General features: G+C 39.3%; 31 protein-coding genes. 11 read left to right on the forward strand and 20 right to left on the reverse strand.

The features are described from left to right. The 10 genes from UCH001_RS12690 to UCH001_RS12735 all read right to left on the reverse strand — a co-directional run bounded on the left by UCH001_RS12690 (position 1) and on the right by UCH001_RS12735 (position 9,729). A complete protein-coding gene (locus tag UCH001_RS12690) occupies positions 1-543 on the reverse strand; it encodes a hypothetical protein (RefSeq protein ID WP_067178362.1) in 543 nt (180 codons plus the stop codon). Further along, positions 540-1,661 carry a metallophosphoesterase gene (locus tag UCH001_RS12695; protein ID WP_067178363.1) on the reverse strand — a complete coding sequence of 374 codons (1,122 nt, stop codon included), beginning with the start codon at positions 1,659-1,661 and terminating at the stop codon, positions 540-542. Before UCH001_RS12695 ends, UCH001_RS12690 begins: the two co-directional genes overlap by 4 nt. Before the next feature lie 15 nt (positions 1,662-1,676). Beyond that, on the reverse strand, positions 1,677-3,008 hold the full coding sequence (locus UCH001_RS12700; RefSeq protein ID WP_067178364.1) for a sodium:alanine symporter family protein: 1,332 nt from the start codon (positions 3,006-3,008) through the stop codon (positions 1,677-1,679). Between the two features lie 17 nt (positions 3,009-3,025). Next, positions 3,026-4,276, reverse strand: a complete 1,251-nt coding sequence (locus UCH001_RS12705) for a uracil-xanthine permease family protein (protein WP_067178365.1) — start codon at positions 4,274-4,276, stop codon at positions 3,026-3,028. 70 nt (positions 4,277-4,346) lie between these two features. After that, the gene (gene dxr / locus UCH001_RS12710) at positions 4,347-5,414 is read right to left on the reverse strand and encodes a 1-deoxy-D-xylulose-5-phosphate reductoisomerase (protein ID WP_067178366.1); all 1,068 of its coding nucleotides are present in this window, start codon (positions 5,412-5,414) and stop codon (positions 4,347-4,349) included. Then, complete coding sequence (locus tag UCH001_RS12715) at positions 5,415-6,179, reverse strand: phosphatidate cytidylyltransferase (protein WP_067178367.1); 765 nt, start codon at positions 6,177-6,179, stop codon at positions 5,415-5,417. 58 nt (positions 6,180-6,237) lie between these two features. Further along, positions 6,238-6,573 carry a hypothetical protein gene (locus tag UCH001_RS12720; RefSeq protein WP_067178368.1) on the reverse strand — a complete coding sequence of 112 codons (336 nt, stop codon included), beginning with the start codon at positions 6,571-6,573 and terminating at the stop codon, positions 6,238-6,240. 96 nt (positions 6,574-6,669) lie between these two features. Further along, the gene (locus UCH001_RS12725) at positions 6,670-7,998 is read right to left on the reverse strand and encodes an NFACT RNA binding domain-containing protein (RefSeq protein ID WP_067178369.1); all 1,329 of its coding nucleotides are present in this window, start codon (positions 7,996-7,998) and stop codon (positions 6,670-6,672) included. A gap of 133 nt (positions 7,999-8,131) precedes the next feature. Continuing rightward, positions 8,132-9,277, reverse strand: coding sequence for a glycerate kinase (locus tag UCH001_RS12730; RefSeq protein ID WP_067178370.1), 1,146 nt, complete (start codon positions 9,275-9,277; stop codon positions 8,132-8,134). Next, the gene (locus tag UCH001_RS12735; RefSeq protein WP_067178371.1) at positions 9,274-9,729 is read right to left on the reverse strand and encodes a methylated-DNA--[protein]-cysteine S-methyltransferase; all 456 of its coding nucleotides are present in this window, start codon (positions 9,727-9,729) and stop codon (positions 9,274-9,276) included. Before UCH001_RS12735 ends, UCH001_RS12730 begins: the two co-directional genes overlap by 4 nt. Before the next feature lie 163 nt (positions 9,730-9,892). Here UCH001_RS12735 and UCH001_RS12740 point away from each other — a divergent pair, with 163 nt between their 5' ends. The 6 genes from UCH001_RS12740 to UCH001_RS12765 all read left to right on the forward strand — a co-directional run bounded on the left by UCH001_RS12740 (position 9,893) and on the right by UCH001_RS12765 (position 14,395). Beyond that, positions 9,893-10,294, forward strand: coding sequence for a gamma-glutamylcyclotransferase family protein (locus UCH001_RS12740; RefSeq protein ID WP_067178372.1), 402 nt, complete (start codon positions 9,893-9,895; stop codon positions 10,292-10,294). A 69-nt stretch (positions 10,295-10,363) separates the two neighbouring features. Further along, positions 10,364-10,978 carry a Crp/Fnr family transcriptional regulator gene (locus tag UCH001_RS12745; RefSeq protein ID WP_067178373.1) on the forward strand — a complete coding sequence of 205 codons (615 nt, stop codon included), beginning with the start codon at positions 10,364-10,366 and terminating at the stop codon, positions 10,976-10,978. A gap of 77 nt (positions 10,979-11,055) precedes the next feature. Then, complete coding sequence (locus UCH001_RS12750) at positions 11,056-11,283, forward strand: DUF2892 domain-containing protein (protein WP_067178374.1); 228 nt, start codon at positions 11,056-11,058, stop codon at positions 11,281-11,283. A 105-nt stretch (positions 11,284-11,388) separates the two neighbouring features. Further along, positions 11,389-12,654, forward strand: a complete 1,266-nt coding sequence (gene leuC, locus UCH001_RS12755; protein ID WP_067178375.1) for a 3-isopropylmalate dehydratase large subunit — start codon at positions 11,389-11,391, stop codon at positions 12,652-12,654. After that, on the forward strand, positions 12,654-13,229 hold the full coding sequence (locus UCH001_RS12760) for a molybdenum cofactor guanylyltransferase (RefSeq protein WP_067178376.1): 576 nt from the start codon (positions 12,654-12,656) through the stop codon (positions 13,227-13,229). Before leuC ends, UCH001_RS12760 begins: the two co-directional genes overlap by 1 nt. Then, positions 13,226-14,395 carry an EAL domain-containing protein gene (locus tag UCH001_RS12765; RefSeq protein ID WP_067178377.1) on the forward strand — a complete coding sequence of 390 codons (1,170 nt, stop codon included), beginning with the start codon at positions 13,226-13,228 and terminating at the stop codon, positions 14,393-14,395. Before UCH001_RS12760 ends, UCH001_RS12765 begins: the two co-directional genes overlap by 4 nt. A gap of 12 nt (positions 14,396-14,407) precedes the next feature. Here UCH001_RS12765 and UCH001_RS12770 read toward each other — a convergent pair whose 3' ends face one another. After that, positions 14,408-15,547: a nitrous oxide reductase accessory protein NosL gene (locus tag UCH001_RS12770; RefSeq protein ID WP_067178378.1), complete on the reverse strand. Its 1,140-nt coding sequence runs from the start codon at positions 15,545-15,547 to the stop codon at positions 14,408-14,410. A gap of 132 nt (positions 15,548-15,679) precedes the next feature. Between UCH001_RS12770 and UCH001_RS12775 the strand changes: the two genes are divergently transcribed. Then, positions 15,680-15,967 carry a Dabb family protein gene (locus UCH001_RS12775; protein WP_067178379.1) on the forward strand — a complete coding sequence of 96 codons (288 nt, stop codon included), beginning with the start codon at positions 15,680-15,682 and terminating at the stop codon, positions 15,965-15,967. Here the strand turns inward: UCH001_RS12775 and UCH001_RS12780 are convergent. Beyond that, positions 15,942-16,847 (reverse strand): DMT family transporter, encoded by a 906-nt coding sequence (locus UCH001_RS12780; RefSeq protein ID WP_067178380.1) that lies wholly within the window; start codon positions 16,845-16,847, stop codon positions 15,942-15,944. The genes UCH001_RS12775 and UCH001_RS12780 overlap by 26 nt on opposite strands. A gap of 52 nt (positions 16,848-16,899) precedes the next feature. Between UCH001_RS12780 and UCH001_RS12785 the strand changes: the two genes are divergently transcribed. Further along, a complete protein-coding gene (locus UCH001_RS12785; protein WP_145973130.1) occupies positions 16,900-17,946 on the forward strand; it encodes a phospholipase A in 1,047 nt (348 codons plus the stop codon). A 50-nt stretch (positions 17,947-17,996) separates the two neighbouring features. Here the strand turns inward: UCH001_RS12785 and UCH001_RS12790 are convergent, their stop codons facing one another. Continuing rightward, positions 17,997-18,275 carry an RNA-binding protein gene (locus UCH001_RS12790; protein WP_067178381.1) on the reverse strand — a complete coding sequence of 93 codons (279 nt, stop codon included), beginning with the start codon at positions 18,273-18,275 and terminating at the stop codon, positions 17,997-17,999. A gap of 228 nt (positions 18,276-18,503) precedes the next feature. On the opposite strand from UCH001_RS12790, the gene moaC reads away from it, so the two are divergent. From moaC to UCH001_RS12805, 3 genes are read left to right on the forward strand one after another with little or no spacing between them, the layout of a single operon-like run. Further along, the gene (gene moaC / locus UCH001_RS12795; RefSeq protein ID WP_067178382.1) at positions 18,504-18,983 is read left to right on the forward strand and encodes a cyclic pyranopterin monophosphate synthase MoaC; all 480 of its coding nucleotides are present in this window, start codon (positions 18,504-18,506) and stop codon (positions 18,981-18,983) included. After that, complete coding sequence (locus UCH001_RS12800; RefSeq protein ID WP_067178383.1) at positions 18,955-19,212, forward strand: DUF493 domain-containing protein; 258 nt, start codon at positions 18,955-18,957, stop codon at positions 19,210-19,212. Before moaC ends, UCH001_RS12800 begins: the two co-directional genes overlap by 29 nt. An 11-nt stretch (positions 19,213-19,223) precedes the next feature. Then, positions 19,224-20,477 (forward strand): DUF6781 family protein, encoded by a 1,254-nt coding sequence (locus UCH001_RS12805; protein WP_067178384.1) that lies wholly within the window; start codon positions 19,224-19,226, stop codon positions 20,475-20,477. Between the two features lie 47 nt (positions 20,478-20,524). On the opposite strand, the gene UCH001_RS12810 is transcribed toward UCH001_RS12805, so the two are convergent. The 7 genes from UCH001_RS12810 to UCH001_RS12840 are packed head-to-tail and all read right to left on the reverse strand — an operon-like array spanning position 20,525 to position 25,628. Then, positions 20,525-21,034 (reverse strand): DUF4405 domain-containing protein, encoded by a 510-nt coding sequence (locus UCH001_RS12810; protein ID WP_067178385.1) that lies wholly within the window; start codon positions 21,032-21,034, stop codon positions 20,525-20,527. 58 nt (positions 21,035-21,092) lie between these two features. Next, entirely contained in the window at positions 21,093-21,341 is a 249-nt protein-coding gene (locus UCH001_RS12815; protein ID WP_067178386.1) for a hypothetical protein, read from the reverse strand. Positions 21,342-21,390: 49 nt separating this feature from the next. Continuing rightward, on the reverse strand, positions 21,391-22,413 hold the full coding sequence (locus tag UCH001_RS12820) for a 4Fe-4S dicluster domain-containing protein (protein ID WP_067178387.1): 1,023 nt from the start codon (positions 22,411-22,413) through the stop codon (positions 21,391-21,393). Continuing rightward, positions 22,407-22,958 (reverse strand): molecular chaperone, encoded by a 552-nt coding sequence (locus tag UCH001_RS12825; protein ID WP_067178388.1) that lies wholly within the window; start codon positions 22,956-22,958, stop codon positions 22,407-22,409. The genes UCH001_RS12820 and UCH001_RS12825 overlap by 7 nt, the downstream gene beginning before the upstream one ends. Continuing rightward, complete coding sequence (locus tag UCH001_RS12830) at positions 22,958-23,347, reverse strand: hypothetical protein (RefSeq protein WP_067178389.1); 390 nt, start codon at positions 23,345-23,347, stop codon at positions 22,958-22,960. Before UCH001_RS12830 ends, UCH001_RS12825 begins: the two co-directional genes overlap by 1 nt. Beyond that, positions 23,344-24,528: an ethylbenzene dehydrogenase-related protein gene (locus UCH001_RS12835; protein WP_067178390.1), complete on the reverse strand. Its 1,185-nt coding sequence runs from the start codon at positions 24,526-24,528 to the stop codon at positions 23,344-23,346. Before UCH001_RS12835 ends, UCH001_RS12830 begins: the two co-directional genes overlap by 4 nt. Then, entirely contained in the window at positions 24,525-25,628 is a 1,104-nt protein-coding gene (locus tag UCH001_RS12840; RefSeq protein WP_067178391.1) for a 4Fe-4S dicluster domain-containing protein, read from the reverse strand. Before UCH001_RS12840 ends, UCH001_RS12835 begins: the two co-directional genes overlap by 4 nt. Between the last annotated feature and the right edge of the window lie 2 nt (positions 25,629-25,630).

Consider the following 25,630-nt stretch of genomic DNA (forward strand, 5'->3'; position numbering starts at 1 on the left):
TTATCGCTCAATAGTACCGTAATAGCGACTTCTCTCCACATTTTCTACCCATTTGTACTCAGGGTCATCTCCAAGTTTTGCCCAATAAAGCACGCCCGATTTACGCCATGGATCAATCAAAATACCCGTGCGAAATGGAGCACCCTTTGCAACAACAACGACAGAGTTATGTTCATCAAATTCGCCCTTGTTCGCAACACCCCAACGCAAATCAAAACTTTGGTATTTGAGGTTTTTGAGGTGTGTAATCATATCTTCACTCCACTCATAGCATAGACCTCTGTCTTTAATGCCTGTGTTGATGAGAAAGTTATGAAACGTTGGAGGAGAGACAAGACCATAGCGTTCTGCTAAAATTTGCGGATACAAAAGTGCTTCATAGGCAAAGAGTCGTGCCTCTTGATAATCAATCGTATCGCTAAGCTTCGTTAACTCAGTGGTAAGTTGCTGTACTTTGTCGGGTGTTACCTCTAAGGAATCATGTTTGACACTACAACCACTCAAGAAAAAAAGTAAAATACTAAATGCTAAAAATGATTTCATACTGCAACTTTAAGAGTTAGTTTAACAATTTCACTTGGTGCCATAATACGCACCGCAGGACCCCAATACCCAGCACCATTACTCACAAAAACGTGTGTATGTTTTGAATGTTGGTACAGTCCACTTAAATAAGGTTGATCCAAAAGCACCAAAAGGCCAAATGGAAAGATCTGCCCTCCATGAGTATGTCCACTCAAAATAAGATCAATTTTCTCATGCTTGATCTCTGAAACGATTTTAGGTTGATGTGAAAGTAAAATCGTTGGTAACGATGGAGCAACATTATTCAAAGCCAGAGTGAGGTCTGGTGGTTCAAAATCAAAACGTCTGCCCATCATATCCATGACACCCGCAAGATTAATCGTTTGGTTTATGACCATCGAGCGATTTGAGAGAACATGAATCCCTAAAGATTTTATATGCTCCATAATCTTATGAACTCCATAAAAATACTCGTGATTTCCAGGTACATAATAGACACCAAAACGGCTTTTAATCTCTTTTAATGCATCTAATGTATTGCCAATACGCTCAACTGGCATATCCACCAAATCACCCGTAATGACAACAATGTCCGCCTTTAACGTGTTGATCTGTTTTACAATATCGTCAATAAAGGCTTTTCCTAATGTCTTTCCAATATGCACATCCGTAATTTGAACAACGCATAGCTCTTCTTTAAGCCCAGAAATAGGCACATCGACTTCTTTGATCATTGGGGCTTTCATGCCATTAATGAAACCTTTGGTCATATAAGAGAGTGCTAAAATGAGCATGGTCACATCAAAAACCATTTTAACAAACATACGCCTTGAATAATCATACGGTATCTTTGCATAAGGAATATGAAAGAGATCATAGATAATGGAGACACAAAAAAGCATAAAAGAGACACCAAGCATCGCAGAGAAAAGCGAATAAAGCAGAGGATCAAGATTATCTAAGCGCAGAACTAAAAAGTAAAAAATTTCACAAAGCGTGATGAGAATCATCACACCTTTTAGGATACTTTGGTACTTAAAAAAAAGGTCCAAGCGCTTTAAAAAGCGCTTGTAACTGTAAAAATTAATGAGCGTCAGAACAGCAATGGCAGCTAACGCAAAAGAGAGGCGAAACATGCTTCTGCTTTTTCCTTATTTAAGGCTCTCAAAATAGCGTTTACTTTCAGATGAAATCACTTTTGAAAGTAAAAGAAGTGCTATAAGATTTGGAATTGCCATCATACCATTGGTAAGATCGGAAAAGTTCCATACAAACTCAAGTTTCATCATAGAACCTACCATAACACCTGCGATAAAAAGAACGCGATATAAACGGATAAAACGCTCACCAAAAATATACTCAAACGCTTTTTCTCCGTAATAACTCCATCCTAAAATCGTCGAATAGGCGAACAATACGGTTGAGATAATAACAACAATACCACCAAAAGAGCCAAGATAGAGCTGAAAACTTTGCATAGTTAGCGCACTTGGGCTCACACCTTGTTGCCAAAATGGAGAAATCAAGATAATAAGTGCCGTCATCGTACATACTACTAATGTGTCGATAAACGTTTGTGTCATACTCACAAGTGCTTGGCGTACAGGATCGTTTGTCTTAGCGGCTGCTGCTGCGATAGGAGCAGAACCCAGTCCTGATTCATTGGAGAAAACACCACGCGCAACACCGTAGCGAATCGCTGCTGCCATTGTAGCACCCACAAATCCACCACCTGCAGCAATAGGATTGAACGCGTGATAAAAAATAAGACCAAATGCACTGCCTAATTTATCAAGATTCATCGCTAAAATAACCAAAGAAACTGCTACGTAAATTAAAATCATAAAAGGGACAAGGAAAGAGGTAAAGTTACCGATAGATTTGATACCACCTAAAATAACCACAGCGGTTAACGTTAAGAGTACAACACCCGTAATCCATGTTGGAACAGCCATCTCACTGTTTAAGATCTGTGCAACGGCATTTGCTTGTGTCATATTGCCGATACCAAATGCTGCAATCGCCGTAAAAATAGCAAATGCCATACCCAATTTTGGCATATTCAAACCATAGGTAAGGTAGTACATTGGTCCACCTTTGAAACCATGATGATGCCCTTTTTGACGATATTTTACAGCGAGTACTGCTTCGGAGTACTTTGTTGCCATACCAACAAGACCTGTCATCCACATCCAAAAAACTGCACCTGGACCACCAAGGGTAATCGCTGTAGCAACACCCACAATATTACCGATACCTACTGTCGCAGCTAATGCTGTCATCAGTGCAGCAAAGTGACTGATTTCACCTTCTCCATCATGCTCTTTGTGAAAAATAAGCTTCATCGCATGAGGCAATGCCCAAAATTGCATTCCTTTTAAAATAATTGTCAAATAAATACCTGTACCAACCAATAAAACCAACATTGGTGCGCCCCAAACAATGCTTGAGAGGGTTGCTACCAACTTTTCAATCATTTCCATCTATGTTCCTTAACGAATTATTGTTCGCTGATATGGTGACCTTTTGGCAACACCAAATTGAGTACAATACCTACAATCGCACCTAAACCAATACCACTAAACGCAACGCCACCCATATCAACAACCATACCACCAATCGCCAATACCAAAATCATTGAAACAATAATCATGTTGCGTGGGTCATTCATATCTACTTGCTCTCTCACCATCGTTCCAAGACCAATTGATGCGATGATACCAAAAAGAAGTAACAAGATACCGCCCATAACCGGTACAGGAATCGTTGCTAACAGTCCACCGAGTTTTCCTACAAACGCTAATAAAATCGCAAAAAGTGCTGCCCATGTCATAATCGCTGGATTGTATGCTTTAGTGATGGTTACAGCACCTGTGACTTCTGAATAGGTAGTATTTGGAGGTCCGCCTAACATAGAAGCCGCACTGGTAGCAATAGCGTCACCTAAAAGTGTGGTTTTTAAACCTGGCTTTTTCAAATAATCTGTTTTTGTTACATTACTAATCGTCAAAATACCACCGACATGCTCTACCGCTGGAGCAATCGCAATTGGCAAGATATAGATAATCGCTTCAAGATTCCATTCAGGGAAAACAAAATTTGGCATTGCAAACCATGCTGCTTTTGCTACAGAATCAAAACTGACAATACCTAAAACAAGAGATACACTATAACCTGCGATAATACCACATAAAATAGGCAATAGCCTAAGAACACCTTTACCAAGAAGTGCAACGAGGAGTGTTACGATAAGCGCAGACATAGAAACCATCATCGCTTGATGAAGAGGAACGAGCACAATGGCACCATCACCTGTTTTTCCCATTGCCATATTTACAGCAACTGGAGAGAGAATAAGACCAATTGTCATAATAACTGGACCAACAACAACGGCTGGAAAGAGTTTATGTAAAAAGTCTGAACCCTTGAGACGCACAATGACACTCAAGAAAAAATAGAACAAACCAGCTGCGGCAAGTCCACACAGTGTACCAGCTAATCCCCATGTTTTAAGCCCATAAATAATCGGCGCAATAAACGAGAACGAAGACGCTAAGAAAATAGGAGGAATCTGCTCTCGTGTTGTAAGCTGAAATAAAAGCGTCCCAAGTCCCGCTGTGAAAAGCGCAACGTTAGGATCAAGACCCGTTAAGATAGGTACAAGTACCAATGCCCCAAAGGCAACAAATAAAAACTGCAACCCAATAATGCTGTCTTTCAGCCTAAAGTTGTAGTCTGTTTTATGTAACATTTACACCTCTTTTTGGTAAATTTTTTGTGACATTTTAGCGTAAAGTATTTCTATATGCAGAGAGAATTTTTTAGTGAAGACAGTATTGTCTCACTTCTTTATCGATTTCAAATACCTCATCCAATGTTTTAGGAATGGCATTTTCAAAATAGCGGTACGCATTAATGGTTCGCTGGGCTAATTCTAAAATATTGATCTCTTGGTTATAAAACTTCGCGATACCCACTTCATTGGCAGCGTTAATAACAACACCCCTTGTTGGATGAGCAAGGACATCCTCTTTAATTTCCCAAATAGGATAACGTGCCGCTTCGATAGGTTGAAATGAGAAAGAACCAATTGATGCTAAATCAATAGAAGGAAGAATAGGTTCTTCCACTTCTCCCAAAAGTGCAAATGCGATAGGAAGTTTCATGTCAGCAACGGCTAAATGAGCTGTCGTACTGCCATCTTTAAAATCAACAAACGCATGAATGATGGATTTTGGCTCAATAATGGCGTCAAGTTTTTCACATCCAAATAGCCATTTAGCTTCAAGAAGTTCAAAAAGTTTATTGGTCATGGTCGCACTATCAATGGTAATTTTTGAACCCATGCTCCAGTTGGGGTGTTTGAGAGCATCTTGAAAAGACATATGTGGAAGTTGTTCAAGAGGTGTATCGCGAAATGCTCCACCGCTGGCAGTAATCGTCATGCCTTTAACAGGGCGCTTACCCAGAAGATACCACAACCCAAAATGCTCGCTATCAATCGGCGTAATGCGAGAAGTATCGAGCAGATGACCTGCTACAACCAAAGACTCTTTATTTGCCAAAGCTAGGCGTTTACCTAAACGCAGTGTTTCGATGCTTGGAGCAAGCCCTACAAAACCAACAAGCGCATTAACTACTAAAAAGCTTTGAGTTTTTTGAAGAAGCTCTAAGATACCTTCTCTACCCACAAAAACATTGGGATGATTGACAAGTTCGCGGTCTTTTGCATCACTAATCGCGACATATTTGGGGTGATGCTCTTTTATCTGTTCATTAAGAAGCGCTATATTTTTACCAGCAACCAAAGCCTCAACCATAATACCAAAGCGCTTTGCGATAATGAGAGCATTGACTCCTATAGAGCCTGTTGAACCAAGAAGTACCACTTATGCAAGCCCTCGAAGAAGAATCACCATAACAACACCGCCAAAGAGGTAACCATCAAGACGATCTAACATACCACCATGTCCGGGGAAGAGATTGCCGCTGTCTTTCACACCAGCTTCACGCTTTAGATAACTTTCAAAAAGATCACCAAAAACAGATGCAACAGAGCTTATCAGTGCAATAAGCAGTGAAAGCCATAGCGGAATGAAAAATGTTCCATATAATGCACCTACAATCGTACCGATAAGCACACCACCCAAAACGCCTTCCAGTGTTTTATTCGGAGATGTTGGAGAAAAAGGTGTTTTACCGATGCTTTTACCAACAAAATATGCCCCTGTATCGGTCAACGCGACGACGATAACAAGCCAAATCAGTACAGACATACCAAAGTCGTGGTAAAGGGCATACAAAAAGAGCATTGAGATTGAAGGGTAAAAGAAAGGAGCTAAGAGTTTATAATCAAGTTTTTTAGTATAGGCCATGACACTCAACGTACCAATAAGTGCGAGGAAAATGAGATCATCCGGATTAGGATAAATAAATGCCGCTAACCATAGTAGCACTGCATAAACAAAGAGTTTGTTGTCTTTAATTTCAAAGAGATTCATCGCCTCATAAAAGGCGAACATATACATGGCGCCCATAATAAGCCATGTTAAAAGTGCGTTATTCAAAAATGCAATTACCGCTGCAAATGCAAGCATTACCAAGCCCGTAAAGACGCGCTGTTTGTTTGATTCGTAGAGTGCTTTGAAGTTCATTGAGACTCTTTTATGATGTTATTGTGTGAAAAGTAATCATAGCAAAGTCAAGGTGAGGCTAAGCTTTAATGTCTAAATGTCCATTATGAACGGCAGGGATTTCGTCCTCTTCTTCCACAGTATGCGCTTCATGCTCTTCTTGTTTCATCTGCTCTTCCGTAGCCCCACTCTCTTCCTCATGTTTTTGGCGTTCATGTTCATTTTCAGGATCGATTTTATAACTCTCTTCTGCTGGTCTAACCTCTTCTACGACCTCTTCTTTTTCATTTTGCATCGCTTCTGCAATAGCACTTTGCATTTGAACACTATTGAGATAATCCATCTGTTTTCCCGCTTGTACGGTTACCATTTGGTTTGCATAAATGACATTGCCAATAGGACCAATTGTTGCCATAAAAGCCTCCTGCTTATTTTTAACACGCTTCTTAGGCAAAGCCTAAAAAGCTACGTTGCACTAGGCGCTAAAGCTTGCCTCTTTCGAGGCAGAATTTTACTCTTTATAAATTTTAAGCGTTTGATACTCATCATAAGCAACATTCGCTCCATCAAAGGGTTTAACATTTTTACGTTTAGTATAATCGACCAAATATCCACCTTTTTGAGGCATACTAAACTCAACGCAAAGCTTTGCTGCAAAAATAAGAACGGATTCAGGAACATTTTGTTTTTCAGTACAGATAATCACATGCGAAGAAGGCATATCTTTGACATGAAGCCAAATATCACTCTTTTTAGCCTCTTGTAAAAGTGCGATGTTTCCTTTTTCATTCTTACCAAGTAAAATACGATACCCCTCCAATAAAAAGGTTTCATAGTAACTTCCTTCATCACCTTTTTGTTTTGATTTGCGCTGTTTTGGCACTAAAATCTGTATCTCTTCAGGATCACGTGCCGCATTGATAACATTTACCATACGCTCTAAGAAGAGTCGTTTCTCTTCCAAGTTCTCTTTTTGACGATGCACAGAAAGCGCTTTCTGACGCAATTTCTTCGATTTTTTAAATAGCAAATTGGCTGCCATTTGAGGTGTTTGAGCCTGTGGAAGACAAATTGTCACCTCTTTTCCTTCAAAATCGTGCAATGTGACTGCTTCTTGATAACCTTTTATCGTATGTAAGTTGGCTAACACAAGTGTTCCATGATGATTTGCTATCTCACTTTGAGCATAAAGGTCTTCTTCATTCTCTAGTCCATCAATCGCTTGCGTGAGTTTTGTAATTTTTTTCACGACTTGCGCAATTTTTTGCTTTTTAATCTCTTCAAGTTTGACATGCAACCGTTTTTCATAAGAAGCCTTTAGGTATGCTTCTATGCTTCCTTCACATTCAAATGGTTTCTCTTTAAGCTCTTTGGGAGGCAAGGCTTCAAGTGCTTCTCCTACCTTAACACTGCGAAATGAGACACTAGAATCTATATGACGCAACGCCTCTAATACAACCTCATTTTCATCAAGAATAATCGCATTGGTATTGCGTCCTGTAAATTCTAACTGCAATGTTGTACGCAGTGCTTTATAACTTGAACTTGCAAGCACACAAATACGCCAGATCCTATTCCCCTCTTCCACATCCATCGACTCGATTTTCGCATTGGAAAACCGCTTGCCTAGAAGAACATCAAAAGGGGCTGTATAACGCTTTGCTTGTTTAAAGTCCTCTTTAAAAAACATATACGAATCCCCACGCCCAAGGTCAATAAAGAGTGGTTCTCCCGCTTCGAAAATAATGCGCAAGACACTATCATCCACACGATAAATCGAGGAAATTTTATGGTATTGCTTTAGATAATTATTGATGCAAATCAGTTCACTGTATTTCATATATCTCTTTTTTATTTTTAGTTGGAGTTCTTAACAGAACTCTTAACACGTTTTTAAAGCAAAGCTCTAAAAACTAAGTTAACACTGGGTTTTCCTTGGCAGAATGCCCACGCACCTTTGGTGCTTTTGCCTCTTATGAGGCAGAATTTTTTATTAGTTTTATCAGTCTAAAAATCTCTTTTGTGCTCTGTTTGACAAGTTTTTCAGCCCGTGTTTTTTCCATCGCTTCTTCTAAGCTCATAGGATAACGCATAATCGAAAACAGTGCATCCACCCCTTCATGCTCTTCGTGTTCATCCGCAATGCCACCACCTAGGGCAATCAACGGTACACCCGCACTCACACAACGTTTTGAAACGCCACTCAGTACTTTGCCCATGAGTGATTGTTTATCAATACGGCCTTCCCCTGTGATAACAAGCGTAGCATCCTTAAGATGAGCATCAAACCCGATCTGATCTAAAATAATCTCAATACCAGAGCGAAGTTTTGCATTCAAAAAGGCTTGCATACCGCCACCCATACCACCTGCGGCACCAGAGCCTGCATTGTGTGCCACATCTTTATCTAGTTTATGTTTCAACACCTCTGTAAAATGCTTCATGCCAGCATCGAGGCGTTCTATCATCACGGCATCTGCCCCTTTTTGCCCTGCATAAATATGTGCTGAACCTCGTGGTCCATACATCACATTATCGACATCGCACGCCACTATAAATTCACACGCTTTAAGCTCTTTATCGACATGGCTTTCATCGATACGATGCACTTTTTCCAGTATTTCACCACCAAAACCAAGCTCATGACCTTCTTTGTCAAAAAAACGATACCCCAAGGCTTGCATCATTCCCAAGGCTGCATCATTGGTCGCACTGCCACCAATACCCACGATAAAGGTACGGCACCCATGCTTCATGGCATCTTTCACAAGCTCTCCCACACCAAACGTTGTGGTAATAAGAGGATTGCGTTTTTCATAGGGAACTAAGGGAAGTCCTGCCACTTGCGCCATCTCGATCACGGCTGTTTTTTCATCTTCTAAAATACCATATTGTGCGTCTATGGGTTGCATAAGAGGGTCATGCACACTGCATGTCATAATCTTACCTGGGATATTTTGCATAATGGCAGAAAGCATTCCCTCGCCGCCATCGGCAATGTAGCATGCTTGTACAACAGCTTCTTGGTAAACCTCTTTAATGCCCTCTTCTATCCATGCAGAGAGTTCTTGTGAACTCGCACACCCTTTAAATGAATCGATCGCCAATACTATTTTCATCGATATTTTTGCTCCAATGCCAATAAATACTCTTTACGCCACAGTCCACCACTATAACCTCCAATGCCCCCATCTTTGGCAATCACACGATGACACGGAATGACAATCGCAATTTTATTTTTACCATTAGCATTTGCAACTGCACGTGTGGCTTTGGGGTGCTTGAGAAGCTCTGCTTCACGACTATAAGAAACCGTCTCACCGTATGGGATACTTCGCAGCACATTCCATACACTCTCTTGAAAGAGCGTACCTTTAGGGTGCAATGGAACACTAAAAGTTTTGAGATTGCCCGCGAAATAAGCTTCTAACTCTTTCTTTAACAGCTCAATATGTGGATTTGAGCCTTTTACTACTTCGCCACTATCATCAAAATCAAGAGCGCAAATACCACGTTCATCTGCAGAGATCAGAAGAATTCCAATAGGAGAAGGAAATGTACATTGAACCATGGTTAACTCCTTAGTTTTTTAGCCATGCAGACACTATTTTACATGTTATCATTGAGAGACATCTCTTGTAAGAATAATTTTTTTATTATATCCTCATTTGCACAGTTTTTAAACACCAAATTGGATACAAAGCGTGATATCATTTTCATCAAGGAGCAAGCACATGACACATCTCTTTACGTATGGATCATTAATGTTTGAGGACGTCTGGAACAGACTGGTTAGAGGAAATTATCTCTCGCAAAAAGCAACCTTAATGGGTTATGCTAGACGTTCTGTTAAAAATGATGAATACCCCGTTATTTTCCAAGCCGATGAGCTTGTTGAAGGGGTTGTTTATTACGATATAAACGAGGAAGATATGATCACTCTTGATGCTTTTGAAGGCGAGTATTACGAGCGTAAAGAGGTGGAGCTTCTGGTTAAAAATGAGCCCGTACACGCATGTGTTTATGTTTTAAAAGAGCACTATTTTGACATCATAGACCCTAAGCCTTGGAGCGAAGCACATTTTGCAACCGAAGGCATTAAACGCTTTTTGGCTAACTACAAAGGATTTGCATAAGTCATTGTGATTGAGTATTTTTACTATTTTTTTGTACAATTCACCTATACAGATGGATAAGGTGGATCAATGCTAAATTTACACGATTTTGAATTTGCCAAATCTTTAAATGCTGAAGAGTTTGATTATCTTCAAAAGCATGCCAAACGAGTGACTATTCCTAAAAATACTATTCTTTTTTATCAAGAAGACATTTGCAAAGATATTTTGCTGCTTGGCAAAGGGGAAGTTGAACTTTTTATGTATGGTGAAAATGATAAAAAAATCCCACTCTATGCCTTGAAAGAAGGCGAACAGTGTGTGATCAATACATCAAGCACTATCTCCCAGACCCCTGCAATTGGTACTGCACACAGCCTAAGCGACATAGAGGGTTGGCTGATTAGCGAAGAAGTTGTGAAGCATCTTATGCATCGCTCTCCTACATACCTCAATTATGTTTTTTCCCTTTTTACCATCAAACTTGACGCGCTAGCTACATTGATTCAAGATATTAAGTTTAAAAAGCTCGACAGTCGCATCTTAGAGTGGCTACACACCCATCCTTCCAATATTGTTCAAGCCACGCATGAAGAAATTGCAGAAGCACTCGGAACTTCGCGTGTTGTTGTGAGTCGTGTCCTGAAAGATTTAGAAAAACAAAATCTGCTTAAACTTCACCGCAAAGAAATTGAAATTCTGTAACACTTTTGTAACGTATGTTACTGACAAATAAAGCTTTTTTATTTTATAATAACCAAAATCAAAATAAGGAGTTTACCATGAAATGTAATGTGGGAAAAACAGACAGAATGCTTCGTGCTATCGCAGGCGTTGCCGTTATTATTTTAGGGGTTATTTTTAACAGTTGGTTTGGCATTATCGGTGTGGTGTTATTAGGAACATCCCTGTTCCGCTTTTGTCCAGCGTACCTTCCATTTTCCATCGATACATCTAAAAATGATGAGAGCGGATCATGCGGTAGCGGCGGTTGTGGCTGCGGTAGATAACCTTCCTTTTAGTTGCCCGTTTTGGGCAACTCCTTTCCTCTTTTTTTTTCTTAAACCTTTTTTTGCTAAAATACCCGTATTTTACATGTACATAAAAGGCATACCATGGGACAAACCATCACTGAAAAGATTTTTAGCGACCACGTGGGTCACGCAGTTCATGCGGGTGAGATTATTAAATGTAAGATCGATATGGTTATCGGTAATGACATTACAACTCCTATTTCGATTAAAGCGTTTGAAGAGAGCGGTGCAACGAAGCTTGCAAATCCTGATGGTTTTAGTATCGTCATGGATCACTATATTCCCGCGAAAGATATTGCAAGTGCCAACCAAGCTAAGATCAGTCGTGAATTTGCCTACAAACATGACCTAAAGCACTATTTTGATGAAAAAGATATGGGTATCGAGCATGCGCTTTTGCCCGAAAAAGGGCTTGTAGTACCAGGCGATGTTATCATTGGTGCAGACTCACACACCTGTACACATGGTGCCTTAGGCGCTTTTTCAACAGGTATGGGCTCAACAGACCTTGCTTTTGCCATGATCACAGGAGAGAACTGGTTTAAAGTTCCAGAATCCATCAAAGTTGTTTTCACCGGTAAACCAAAACAACATGTGTATGGAAAAGACCTTATCTTAGAGGTTATTCGTATTCTTGGTGTTGATGGGGCATTGTACCGTACCCTTGAATTTACAGGTGACACCATTAACTATCTTAGCATGGATGATCGTTTTTCACTCTGTAATATGGCAATTGAAGCGGGTGCAAAAAGTGGTATTGTTGCCGTTGATGAAACAACCAAAGCATTTTTAAAAGATAAAAATCTTGCACGTGAACCAAAATTCTTCTACTCAGATGACGATGCGCAGTACATGCAAGTGCTTCACATCGATGTAGCAAACCTTGATCCTGTGATTGCATATCCATTTTTACCATCCAATGGTAAGTCCATTAATCAAGCAGTCAAAGATGATTTGAGTATCGATCAAGTCTTTATCGGAAGCTGTACCAATGGCCGCTTAGAAGATCTTCGCATTGCAGCAAGCATTCTAAAAGGTCGTAAAGTCGCACGTAAAACACGTCTTATCATCACTCCTGCAACGCAAAAAATCTCCTTACAAGCACAAAAAGAGGGTTTAGTAGATATCTTCGTTGAAGCAGGCGCAGTTTTCAGTAACCCAACATGTGGTGCATGTTTAGGCGGTTATATGGGCATCTTAGGTGAAGGTGAGCGTTGTGTTTCTACAACCAACCGAAACTTTGTAGGACGTATGGGTGCAAGAACCAGTGAAATCTATCTTGCAAACTCTGCCGTAGCAGCTGCAAGTGCTGTTATGGGTAAAATCACTGATCCAAGAACACTCTAATGCCTTTTATCCCACTGCCTTTAGTTATCGTTGCCGGTGGGAAAAGCTCACGCATGGGAAGCGACAAAGCGTTGCTTCCCTTTGGTGAGTTTAAAACGTTGACTCAGTTTCAACTCCACAGACTCAAACCCTATTTTTCAAGCATTCATGTCAGCAGTAAAAGCAAAGAAAAATTTGATTTTGATGCCTCATTTATTGAAGATAGCTCAAAGTACAGTGAACATTCACCGCTGGTTGCCTTACTTTCTATTTTGGAATTTTTTAAGACACCTGTATGTGTGCTTAGTGTGGACACGCCTTTTGTAACACCTGAAATTTTTGAAAAACTCTATGAAAATTTTGAAGAAAATGATGATGCGATTATTGCGACATCACCTTGTTCATCACATCAATTATGTGCCATTTATGCACCTTCTATTTCAGAAACTATTCGTACACAACTCTCTAAAAATGAACATAAAATCCGTTTAGTGCTTGACCAAAGTCGTACAAAGCAAATTGTATTTGAAAAAGATGAGCCATTTTTAAACCTCAACCATCCGCACGAATATGAAAAAGCACAGGAACTTTTATGATCGACGCTCTGACCAAAATCTCCTCTTTTGGTGCTTTTGAAGCAAAATTGCTCACGTGTAAAAGCCCCAAGCTTTTTCTTGTCGATATTAAGCAATTTCAACGTATTAATCTTGAACATGGTGATGAGGGCGGGAACTTTGTGTTATGTGCTTTTTCGATGACACTTCAAAGCTTTGCAAAAGCTAACGATATGGAAGTTTTTCGTATCCAAGATGATAAATTCGCTCTTTTAATGGATACTCCTTTTGAGCTCTCCAAGATGGAACGTATCATCTTTGCTCTTAGTGATACCATTGAGCGCCTAAGCTATGCGTATCATAACAGAGATATTAATGTCGAAGTACACATTGGAATTAGTTTTGATCATTTTGAACCACTCGTAAAAGCACAAAAAGCACTCTTAGTCGCAAAAGCAGAAAATCAACCTTTTGTTACCTATTCAGAGTTTGCCAATATCTTGATGAGTGAAAATGAAGAAGCGATAGAAAGCATGATGAAAAGTGCCATTGAAAGCGGGCAAATTGTACTTCACTTCCAATCCATTGTCGATCACAATAAACAACCTTTTTACTACGAAGCACTATTGCGTTTGGCATATCATCAAACACTCCAATCGCCAAAACTCTTTTTAAAAATCGCAAAAGAACGCCATTTTTATGACACACTTTTTGAAAGCATTGCAAACAAAGTCGCTGAATTTTCTGTTCAAACAGGCCTTCGTCTTGCACTGAATCTCACCGCGGAAGATCTTCTCGATGCACACCATGTTGATTATTTGAAAAACTGTTTTTCAGGTAAAAATATCGTTCTGGAAGTTTACTGTGAAAAAGACTCACAATTTGAGGCATTAAAAAAAGTCATGCTAGAGCTTAAACAAGCAGGGATTATGATAGCACTTGACAATGTCAAAACGCCAGCGCTTATCGAAGCATTTAAAGAGGGAATCATTGATGTTATTAAAGTCCATGGTGATCTTATTCGGAACTTTGCACTTGATGAAATAGCACAACGTACATGTCAAAAAATGGTTGAGTTAGCAAAGCAGAAAAAAATTCGTATCGTTGCTACACAACTTAATTCAAAAACAATTCTTGAGGCTGCTCGTAACCTTGATTTTGATCTTTTTCAAGGTTATATATTCGAGCAACCTCATACACTCGTGTAATTTTTTATAAAACTATTGATCTTGCGCGTAAACTAGGGATTCCTCAATTTTCGAAAACTCTACAATTTGAAGCCCCTTATGGTCTTTCATAAAGATTTGTGCGCTTTTGAAAGTTTTAAAAGGAATAAATTCTTTCCCCATAGGACCATAAATATCACTTCCTACGACATAAAATGCTTTTTTACCATCAATCGCTTCTGCGGTATAATAATCACTTACCAAAATTGATAGCTCAGACTCTTTATGTTTTGTATAATTGCCCCACTTAGAAGGATTATAATAAAACTTCAATAAATCTTTTACGCCATCAAATGCAAAATTGATCTGTTTACCATTTTCGGTATAACTCATACGTGCAGCCCATTTTGGATATTTGTAAGCAAACATACCGCATACAGGGCATTTCTCATCTTTTTCGACATGAATCATTGTTTTATGGTCATGCTGTTCATGTGTCTCTAGACGTACAATCTCCCATAAATAGAGTGCAACTGCTTGTAGCTCTTGCTCATTGACTTCACCACACACTTGTGTTTTTTTCACATTCACTTTAAGCTCAGCAATGGAATTAAAATCATGCAAATGAATCTTTTCTTTTTGACATTTTGCATTGTAAATTTTCTCACCCATAGGGTACATACCCTTTTGCTTTTTCTTAATAAACTCATCCACATCATCCGCTAAAGAAGCTCTTGCTTTAGCAAATGTCGCATCAAAGCCCATGACCTCACCACCGTTTTCTGAAGCAAATGCTTTCGCATCCGCTTCATTTGCAAATGCGAGTTTACTTACCATACTCATGGTTCCAGGCACTTTTGATCCTACAACATAAAATGCACTTTTGGCATCAATCAATTTTTCACTTTTCACATCAGTGACGACAATTTTAGAGATTTGAGACTGAATAGAAGGGTAATCAGCGGCAAGACATCTAATAGAACAATACTGTTTTGCAGTTCCATTTTTTAAAATTACACCATGCGATGTTTTATAATACTGCTTTAAACTCATGCCACAAATAGGACAATACGCTTTTTCATCACCTTTTTGAATAAGCTCAGGCTCACCTGATGCCATTTTATTAAATTCTTCTGCGTGCAATCCCAATACTAAAAAAATTGAGAGAACAAATGCCCATAGGCTTTTTTGCATACCGTACTCCTTTTAGAAAATATCGTTGAGTTTATTCCCCTAGTGTTAAATTTGTGTTAAATGTCACACAATTTACGCTCATCTTTTTAGCATATAGATGCGCTATAATATTTAAAAAATTAAGGAGTGACTATGGTTAAACATATTGTTTTTTTTAAACTACCTGATAATTCTGAGGCAAATAAACAAGCCGTAAAAGATCGCATTATGAGTATGCAAGGAAAACTTGATTTCGTAAAACATCTTGAAGTGGGACTTAACTTTTCACCAGAAGAGAGAGCCTTCGATGTTGCTCTCATTAGTGATTTTGAAACAAAAGAAGATTTACAAACCTACGCAACGCACCCTATTCATGTTGAAGTGGTTAACTTCATCAAATCACTGAATGCTGTTTCTAAAGTGGTTGATTACGAGTACTAATTCTGTGAAGAAGTCCTTTAAAAAAAGGAAGTGACGAGATAATAGACCCTAGGACGATCAGCGAACAAGCAATCCAAATTGTATTGCTTGGAGCTGTTCGTCCAAAGAGAACAAGCATGAGCGTAGATAGAAGTGGTGTGATGTAAGAGAGCGAGCCGATCAGTTTAATATCTCCTTGCTTCATCCCATAATCCCAGACAAAAAATGCGACTCCTACAGGTCCAAGCCCTAAACCAAGGGCTGCTAAAAATTCCTGTGTTGTGGGTATATGCGTCTGCTCAAAAATCAAATGCGCGCACAATGAAAGCAAGGCACTTACACCACAAAATCCGCCAACGGATAATGTAGGAACGGACCCAAAATAGCGTGAAAGCACTGAATAACTACTCCAAATAAACGCACAAATAAGTGCATACATATACCCTTGGGTATAGTGTGAAGAAAAAGCAATTTCTTTACCAAATCCCAATAAAACAAAAGCACCAAAAAAACCTAAAATCGCACCAATACTATGATACCAACGCAATTTTTCATTGGGTAAGAAAGCACTGAGTAACACAATAAGGAGTGGCCAAAGATAATTAATCAAATTAGCCTCCAATGCAGGTGCACTCTTAAGGGCTAAAAAATAAAAAAAGTGATAACCAAAAAGCCCATAAATACCAACAGCCCATACTTTCCATGATAACCGAAGATGGACAATAATACCTTTACCTTCCTTGAACCATAACCCAAGTCCTATCACAAAAGCCATACTAAATGCCATACATGTAAGTTGAAAGGGAGGAATGGCAGAGGTGAAAACTGTAAAAAGTGCCAATGTAGACCACAATAAAATCGCAATAATGCCTGCGATGTTTCCTTTTTGTACATGATTCATGATTTATATCCATTTAGATTTCGTTATAATTTCATCTTTTGAAAGGTAACGCGTGAAAAAATTATTTTTGTGTGCTATTCTAGCACAAATTCCTCTCTCACTTTTCGCCATAGATGTGAGCGATCTTGAAGCAAAAGCAACACATGGTGATGCAAAGTCAGCCTATGAGTTAGCAAAATACTATGAAACTCAAAACGATACAGAACGTTCATTGGTATGGTATAAACATGCCGCTATTTTAAGTTTTGAAAAACAAGCTACTCAAAGTAAGGCATTGGAAACCAGTATTGCACAACAACTTCAAAAAATTGAGCGAACAGAATCAGTCTATGGCTCTTTCCTTACGTCCTATGACGATGATGAAGAGACAAAAAACTCTGTACTGCAAATGGTTTCTAAAACATTTGATATTGCTCCATACAAAATGAACTATCTCTTACCATACACTTATGACAACGTCCAACATAACGACAGAGAACATCAAGAGACAAAATTTCAAGTCAGTTTTCAAAAAGGTTTGACCGACAACCTTTTAGGCTTACATGAAAGCTTCGTGGTAGCCTATACCCAAACATCATGGTGGCAAACAGCAGCGGACTCCGCACCATTTCGTGAAACAAACTACCAACCTGAGCTTTTTATGATTATGCCCCATTGGGATCATGATAGTTTCATTAAGGCGTATCAATTTGGTATCGTTCATCAATCCAACGGACAAGATACCCCAAAATCACGCTCTTGGAATAGGCTCTATGCCAAAGCCTTTTTCCAAGCAGGTGGACTTGTAATTTCACCTCGTGTGTGGTACCGTATTCCAGAAAGTGCAGCAACCGATGACAATCCGAACATTGATGATTATTTAGGGTATGGTGATTTAGAATTGATGTATCCGTGGAAGCAACAAAACTTTAAACTTTTAATTCGTAACAACATGCACTCAGACAATAACCGAGGTGCTGTCCAATTTGACTGGACATTCCCTCTTTGGGAGCAAAATTTATTTGGATATATTCAACTATACAGCGGATATGCAGAGAGTCTTATTGATTATGACAAACGAACAGATCGTATTGGTATAGGATTTGCGCTTTCACGCTAAAAAAGAAGAGAATCTCCACCTTTAAAAGGTGGAGATTTTTTGAAAACGTCTTAGTTGAAATCTCTTGGAGATCTTCTTGGACGCTCTTCGCGAGGTCTAGCTTCATTAACTTTTAAAGTTCTTCCACCAATCTCTTTTTCATTTGTTGCTTCAATTGCAGCTTTTGCTTCTGAATCATTTGGCATTTCAACAAAACCGAAACCTTTTGATCTTCCAGTCTCTCTATCACTGATGATTCTTGCACTTGATACTTCACCATACGCTGAGAACATCTCTTTAAGTTGATCTCCCGTCATCTCATACTTCACATTGCCCACGTAAATATTCATTTACCGTACTCCTCATTTTTGGATCACTCACGTTACCTTTTGCCCGTAACTTTCGCTAACCTTAAGATAACATTGAACGACTTTACGAAATCATTGTAGCATAAAATCAAGATTTCTAAGTAGAGAGACGCTTGTTTTTCCCAATAATGAGAAAAAATGACACACTCTTATCACGCACTCTCTTAAGAGAAATGGTGTTATAATAATTTAAAAAACAAAGAGGGGCGAATGCAACTAACCCATTTAGATGAAAAAGATCGACCAAAAATGGTTGATGTGAGTGATAAGGCGGAGAGTTTTAGGGTTGCCGTTGCAAGCGGCATTATTACCATGAGCCAAGTCGCATTCGATATGATTATTTCACAACAAACTAAAAAAGGCCCTGTTCTTCAAACGGCTGTTATTGCTGCCATTCTTGGAACAAAACGCACCAGCGATCTTATTCCAATGTGTCACCCTTTGATGCTCACTTCAGTCAATTGTGATGTCGAAGAACTTCCAGCGCTTCCTGGTTTTAAATTAACTGTTACCGCTAAACTCAAAGGACAAACAGGTGTTGAGATGGAAGCGTTAACAGGCGTAAGTATTGGCCTATTGACTATTTACGATATGTCAAAAGCCATTGATAAATCTATGGTCATTAGTGATATTCGCCTTGAATCTAAAAGTGGAGGTAAAAGTGGAAACTACACCCGAACTACAGCTTGATTATCCATGCAAATGGGAATACAAACTAGTCCTTAGCAGTGAACACAATGTAGTAAGCATTGTTGAGGAGGTACTTCAAGAGCGTATTTGCGAAGTCCGTAAATCTCAGAATAGCACAAAAGGAAATTACGCAAGTTATACGCTGAGTGTACTTGTTCACAATGCCGATGATCGTAAAATGCTTTTTCATATGCTCAAAGCACACCAACATATAAAATTCGTACTGTAAGAGAGGTCAACATGGAATCAACGTACACCATTTTTTTAGCTACACTCAAAGAGAAAAAAGAACACTCGGAGCTTTTCAAGCTAATTAGCGAGCTTACATTTGAGCTTTCTCGCAAAAAAATTCAACGTCTTAAAGATGAGAATAACATCCATAACCGTATCGGGGAACTCTTTGAGCTTTACTGCAAAGCACTCCATGACGAAGGGCTTAAATCTCCTCGTGCGATTAGCGCCGTCATTGATGGTCTCTTAAAAGCTACAAGTTCTGATAAAGAGGCGTTTTTATATAGAACGATTTATGAGAAAGAGCAACTCGAAAAGAGTATTTTTGCACAAAAACAGCAAATACGCTCAACCATTTCAGAAACATTTAGTGTTCTTGAGGCTCACATTTCAGCGATGCAGCCTGAAACAAAAGAGAGCGCTTTAACGGCTCTTCACGATGCAAAACTTCGTGGTATTGAGATGCTAGGAATTCTTAGAGAAACGACCCAAGAAGCGCTGCTCACCACATTAGAAAAAGGCAGTGATATTGCCGATACCATTCATGAAATCACTAAAAATCTAAGCTTTCAAACCATTTCAGAGGGTGATCTTACCAAACAACGTATCATTGATATCTCAAATACCATTATCTCTGCAAGTGTAGATATTGCCGATGAAGATTTAGGACATGCTAAAGAGATACTTGAAGGCTCAATCAATGGTGTCAAAGAAGGTATTACCAAAGCAATTGATAAATTTAAAAATGATCTCAAATATGCTCCAACAGAGGCTATGGAAGGACTTTTAGAGACTGATCTTACAGAACTTCGCAAAGAACTCTTACGCATGGACGAACAATTCATCACGCTTTTAGAAGTGCTCGCATCACAAAGTGAAGGTATTTCTGCAAGTATTATCAGAGAGATGATTAAAGAGATGAACAGTTCAGCGGCAAAAATTATGCGTGCAGCGAATGATGCTAAAGAAGTCATCAGTGAACGCATTGAACAACTCAAAGCAGAAGCATCTGTTTTTGAGAAAACATTTAAAGACAAAGCAGAGAAAAAATTCGAATCACTCAAAAAAGATGTGAATGAACTTGAGAAAAAAGCATCTGCAAAAGTAGAATCACTCAAACAGTTTGAGTTTGAAAGTGATAAAGCAAAACACGTTGCACAAGAGGCAAAAAAACTTGGATTCCGTGCGTGGGAAGTTGCAAAACATGTAATGGATGGCGCCGTCAAAGGTGCAAAAGAAGCGATGAAAAAAGAGGATAAATAATCCTCCATTTACAGGTAAGATGATTTATCTTACCTGTAAAGACTTACCTACTGCGCTTTTGGCGCATTAAAGACTATATTTAAAATCTCATCATTCGTTTTACCACTCGCTTTTGCGATCTCTAAGACAGATTGTTTACTGGATGCTAAGATTTGTTTTTGAGCTAACATTTTTATCATCATTTCATCATCTAAATCTACAAACGCAGCTACTTTAGAAAGAGGTGCATTCATCATTGCTCCAATGATTTTACCTTTAGGATTGACTCCTTTTTCTTGCGGAGTTACCAATGGAGGCAGTACAAACGCCAAAATTATAACAAGTCCAAATAAGAGGGAAAGTACTGTAGAACGCTTTTTAAAGTAAGAGAGAAAACCATTCCAATTTTTGAGTAAATGCAAACACGAAATAACCACAAAAGCAAAACCTAACCAGATGTGAAGTGCTTCACTGGAGAGGACGCGAATTTTAAAATACATCATGACACCTGTGATGGATACAACGGCAAACATAACCATCAATAAGGCACTTAATACATTTCTAGGGATAACATTCATCTATAACTCCTTCATTTTCGGACGAAATTATAGATGCCTTATGTTAACCCTTTGTTAATTACTCAATTCCTTGCGAGTGCATAAACATGACTTTATCGGCAACCAACTTGACTTTGATATAATGTTTTTCATCACCCCATGTACAGTCGCTCATACCGGCCAATGAGTCACATTTTGTTGCTTTTCCCAAAATATCGGTTACTTGAGTGTAACTCATGCCCACTTGAATTTTGTCATAATTCTCTTTGCTTAATTTGGTACATCCCGTAAAAACAAGCAATGCTAAGGCCATCATGATATATCGCATGCACACTCCTTAAATCGATCTTAGCAATAGACTAGCATATTTTTTCTTTTTAGTGGCTTTGCGAAGCTAGTAGAAACATTTCTGAGTGTTCTTTTTCAAAACATGCGCACCTTTCACATATCTTTTCACCGCCTTTGTATGAAAAAGCACATTTACACGTATGACACACTTGCAAATCATGGCTCAGTAACACTTGTGCTCTATCGTAAGCGAAGTCAATCACATCAACCTCTTTTTCGATAGTTTGTATCGCCTCTTTATGACAAATGCTTTCACAGATACCACACCCGATACATTTTCCCACTTGAAAGAGTATATCGCTCTGTTGCGTATTGTAGCTTAGGGCATGAGTAGGACAAAATTGCACACACTCTTTACAGTTATCACACGATTGTAAAATTGCTTTGGGATATAAAAAAGAGAAATTTTCTACGGTAACGCTTTGAGAAACTGTTTTTTTTAGCGCTCTTTTGAGATGTGTTAAGGGTGCTTCTGAGAAATGTGACGTAGTTGTTATTGCAGGTGTAACGAGGCGCTTAAAAAAAGCTCTTCTTGAAGGTTCTTGTGGTTTATGTGTCACTATTGTGATGCGTTCATTCTTATGAAGTGCTGCAACAAAGGCATTTGCTTCTTCTATGCGTTTACGAATGCTTTGTTCTACAACGCCTGCGTGATTATGCTGACACGAAGCACATTCTAAAAGCGTACAGCTGAAACTTTTGCCTTCTAATAAAAGAGCACACCATTCATCAACACTCAGTGCTCCTAAACAGGGCATTTCACCTTGACAGCTTAGCGTTACGTTACCCTCTTTTACGATAGATTCAAAAACTTTTTCGATTGAAAAACCATACAACGAGAGTGCTTTCGTAGGACATGCCCCCATACATGCACCACATTGGGTACATACAGCAGACAAGCGTAATTTTCCTTGTTCAAAAACAAACGCATTTTCACTGCAGTGTGTGAGACACTCTTCACATTCATTTTTAGCATACTCATTGCGTAAGCAACTCAAACGATCCAGTGCAAATGCCCCAGTACGGTCGATGTAAAGTGTTCTATCTAACATAATCCCTCGTAATCTGCGATGATATACTCTGCACCCAATGTACACAGCCCCCTATAAAAGGGCGTTTGTGCCATTTCTGCCATGCTTAAAAGATACATAGGAGCCCACTGTAAAAGGTGCTTTTGCAAAAATGCTCTTTGGGCATCTACCTCTTTTTTTAAAATCAAATTTTGCATAAACGCGCACTCGAAGCTGATATGATCAGGGGCTAAGAGTTCTGACTTTGCAAGATTGAGCTCATACCCGTGCTCAAAATAAAACTGCATGACAGGATTTTGAAGCCCCACCAATACCTCATCTTTATCATCCACGATGGAAGATTCAATAGGAAGTGAGTGCATCAAAAAAAGCGAATTGTAGTCAACATTCAGTGCTTCTTCAAGCTCATGAGCAGGAGTGGTTTCAAACCACCCCTTTTCATCATCCATCACAAGCTCCAAAATTGCTTTGTCATCTTTTAGCTCATGGATAAGCTTTTCATCCAAAGAATTTGCGAACATTTTCGATAAAAATGCGTACATTCTGGCGCGACTTTTTGCATCCACTATAAACATCCCTTAAAGAAGCTTTTTTGAGGTGGAGGAGGCGCTTTAAAGCCACTAGCGATGATGGTATCGTCTTTTAGCTCGCCCGTAATGGTTACATCGTTCATGTTCATCGGTTCATCGAGCTTATAGCGCGGAATAGCACTGTAATCAATTGCATAGATTTTTTGTTCATTGTGAACAAAAAGAACGAGTTCATCACTTACTTTATCGCCAAACTCCCAATTTTTAAAACATTCCCCACTACCACACACAAAACTCTCCAAACGACAGTCTGAAAAGTAACCATTTTGTGCGCACCATTTACTGGTTAAAAACCCTTTTTTTTCAACGCCTTCAGCTAACAAACTTACTGCCAGAAGCGTGATTAAAACTGCTATCTTTTTCATTTCTCTACCTCCACTTTGAGGGTTCTCATAAAGGCCACCAGATCATTCACGCTTTTCGCATCCAAATGCGCAAACGGTGGCATCGTTGATGTTCGCACACCCTTATCATCACTGGTGTACCATGAAAAGTTTTTATGTGCATTGACATTATACCCTGCCACAACAACAGCACTAGGCTCCATGATAGACTCTTTGAGGTAACTTGCATTGCTGTATCCGCCTATATTGGAGAGGTTTGGCGCCATGTACTTAGGAGCATTTTTAACCGCTTTGTACTGATGACACGCTGAGCAATTCTCCATCATCAGTTTTTCACCATTGCTCACATCACCTTTGATTTCATCTAAAAAGGCTAATTCTTTGGCATTAGAATCTAGCGTAACGCCTATCCAAGGGCTTAACAATTTTGAGCCATCACGATTTTTCTTCTCGCCATCCCAAAGTGCAAAAGCAACAGGAAAACTTCCTTGAAGACTTAGATGTTCACTTTTAAGTGGTCGCACCAAAAGCGCACTCCAAACCCCTTTATCGTATTTCATCTCCATCACAGCGGGTTCAGAGTTATCACGAATCTGTGTCATAGAGCGAAAACCCTCAGAGATAAAACTGCGTTGATAATCACCATTACCCTGCTTTGCCACCTCATTTTTATACAAAGCTAGCTCTTTTGCAAAAGCATTTTGATTAGAGCTATTGACTTGATGGTATACATCGCCTCTATTATTGGGCTCATAGACCGCACCCGTTGCTTTTTGAAGATGCACGATAACCGATCTTCCCTCACTTCCCATACCGATATAAGGGAGTTTGTCATTAACCGTTGAAAATTGCACCGCAAAACCATCACCATAGGCTGTTGTACTATCACTCGTTTGAAGGCTTTTGGTAGTATCTTTCCATTGAAGTAAAAAGGCTATTGATTTACCATCGCTGAGCGTTTTTACCTGTAGAACTTTGGCAAGGTTTGCTTCATTAGCCTTTATCAGCTCTTCATCATTCATCTCTATGGTCGTTTGAGGGTACACCTCAACGCGTTCCGCTTTTGCTTTGTGCCAAAGAGGAGATGAAAGACTCACTTTACTGAGATCTTCTTTGACATGTACTGCGCTTAAATTTTGTGCCATTGCACTATTGAATCCTAGAAGACTGGCACAGAGGAGAATCATTTTTAATGTTTTCATGCGTTTACTCCCTTTGCGAAAAACTTCATTTTAGAGGTATATTTACCACTAAGATAACGTTCATCCACAGGTTTAATGGCTGGCATTCCTTTGGACTTGGCGTACTCAGCATAATAATTACCATCGAGCCTAAACATCTCTTCATGTTTGTACGCAATAAGCAAGTCCATAAGTTCACTTTCACCTGTTTCTTTACGCTTTTTCATCTCTGCTTTGAGTGTCTTAGCTGCTTCATGCACCTCTTTTCCAAAAAGTCGCTCTAAAACTTCAGGAGGAATACGCGTACTTCCCTCAATAATTTTTCCATGAGCATCAAACTTTGGCGGTGCTTCCGTTGGCGGTACATAGTACACATTTGCTTCAGTTCCATAATCAGGACGCAAAGGTAATGCCACTTTGAACTTTTTCACCAGTTTATAGACCTGTCCCTCTTCATCATCTAAAAAGCCGACAAAGCGAATACGTCCAACACATTGTTGTGCACACGCAGGTGGTAAGCCCTTTTCAATACGTGGAAAGCACAAAATGCACTTTTCACTTTTAGAAATACGTGGATTGAAGTAGATTTTTTTGTACGGACACCCTGCGATACAGTAGCGATACCCTTGGCAACGATCCAAGTCCACTAACACAACGCCATCTTGATCACGCTTGAAGATAGCATCTCTTGGACAGGCACTAAGACACCCAGGATTAGAGCAGTGGTTACAAATACGTGGAATGTAAAAGAAGTAGTTATCGTTTGGAAAATCTCCAGCACCTTCATCTTCATCCCAGTTAGGTCCCCATTTTGGGTCTATATGTGGCTTAAACTCTGCCCCACTCGCAAGCTCATCATGGTTATAATCCCAAGGCACACCATATTCACCTTGCAAGCTTGGTACAACGCCAGCTTTTAGATCTCCTGCTTCATCAAACCCGCCACCGAGTTCTTGCCATTTTTTAGGGTACCCTTCACCTGGATAGGTCTCTACATTGTTCCAGTACATGTATTCACGCCCGTTGCGGTTAGTCCATTGTGTTTTGCAAGAAACGGTACAGGTCTGACAGCCGATACATTTATTTAAATCCATTACCATGGCTAATTGACGTTGTGACATGA

Source organism: Sulfurospirillum sp. UCH001 (assembly GCF_001548035.1).
Classification (GTDB): Bacteria; Campylobacterota; Campylobacteria; order Campylobacterales; family Sulfurospirillaceae; genus Sulfurospirillum.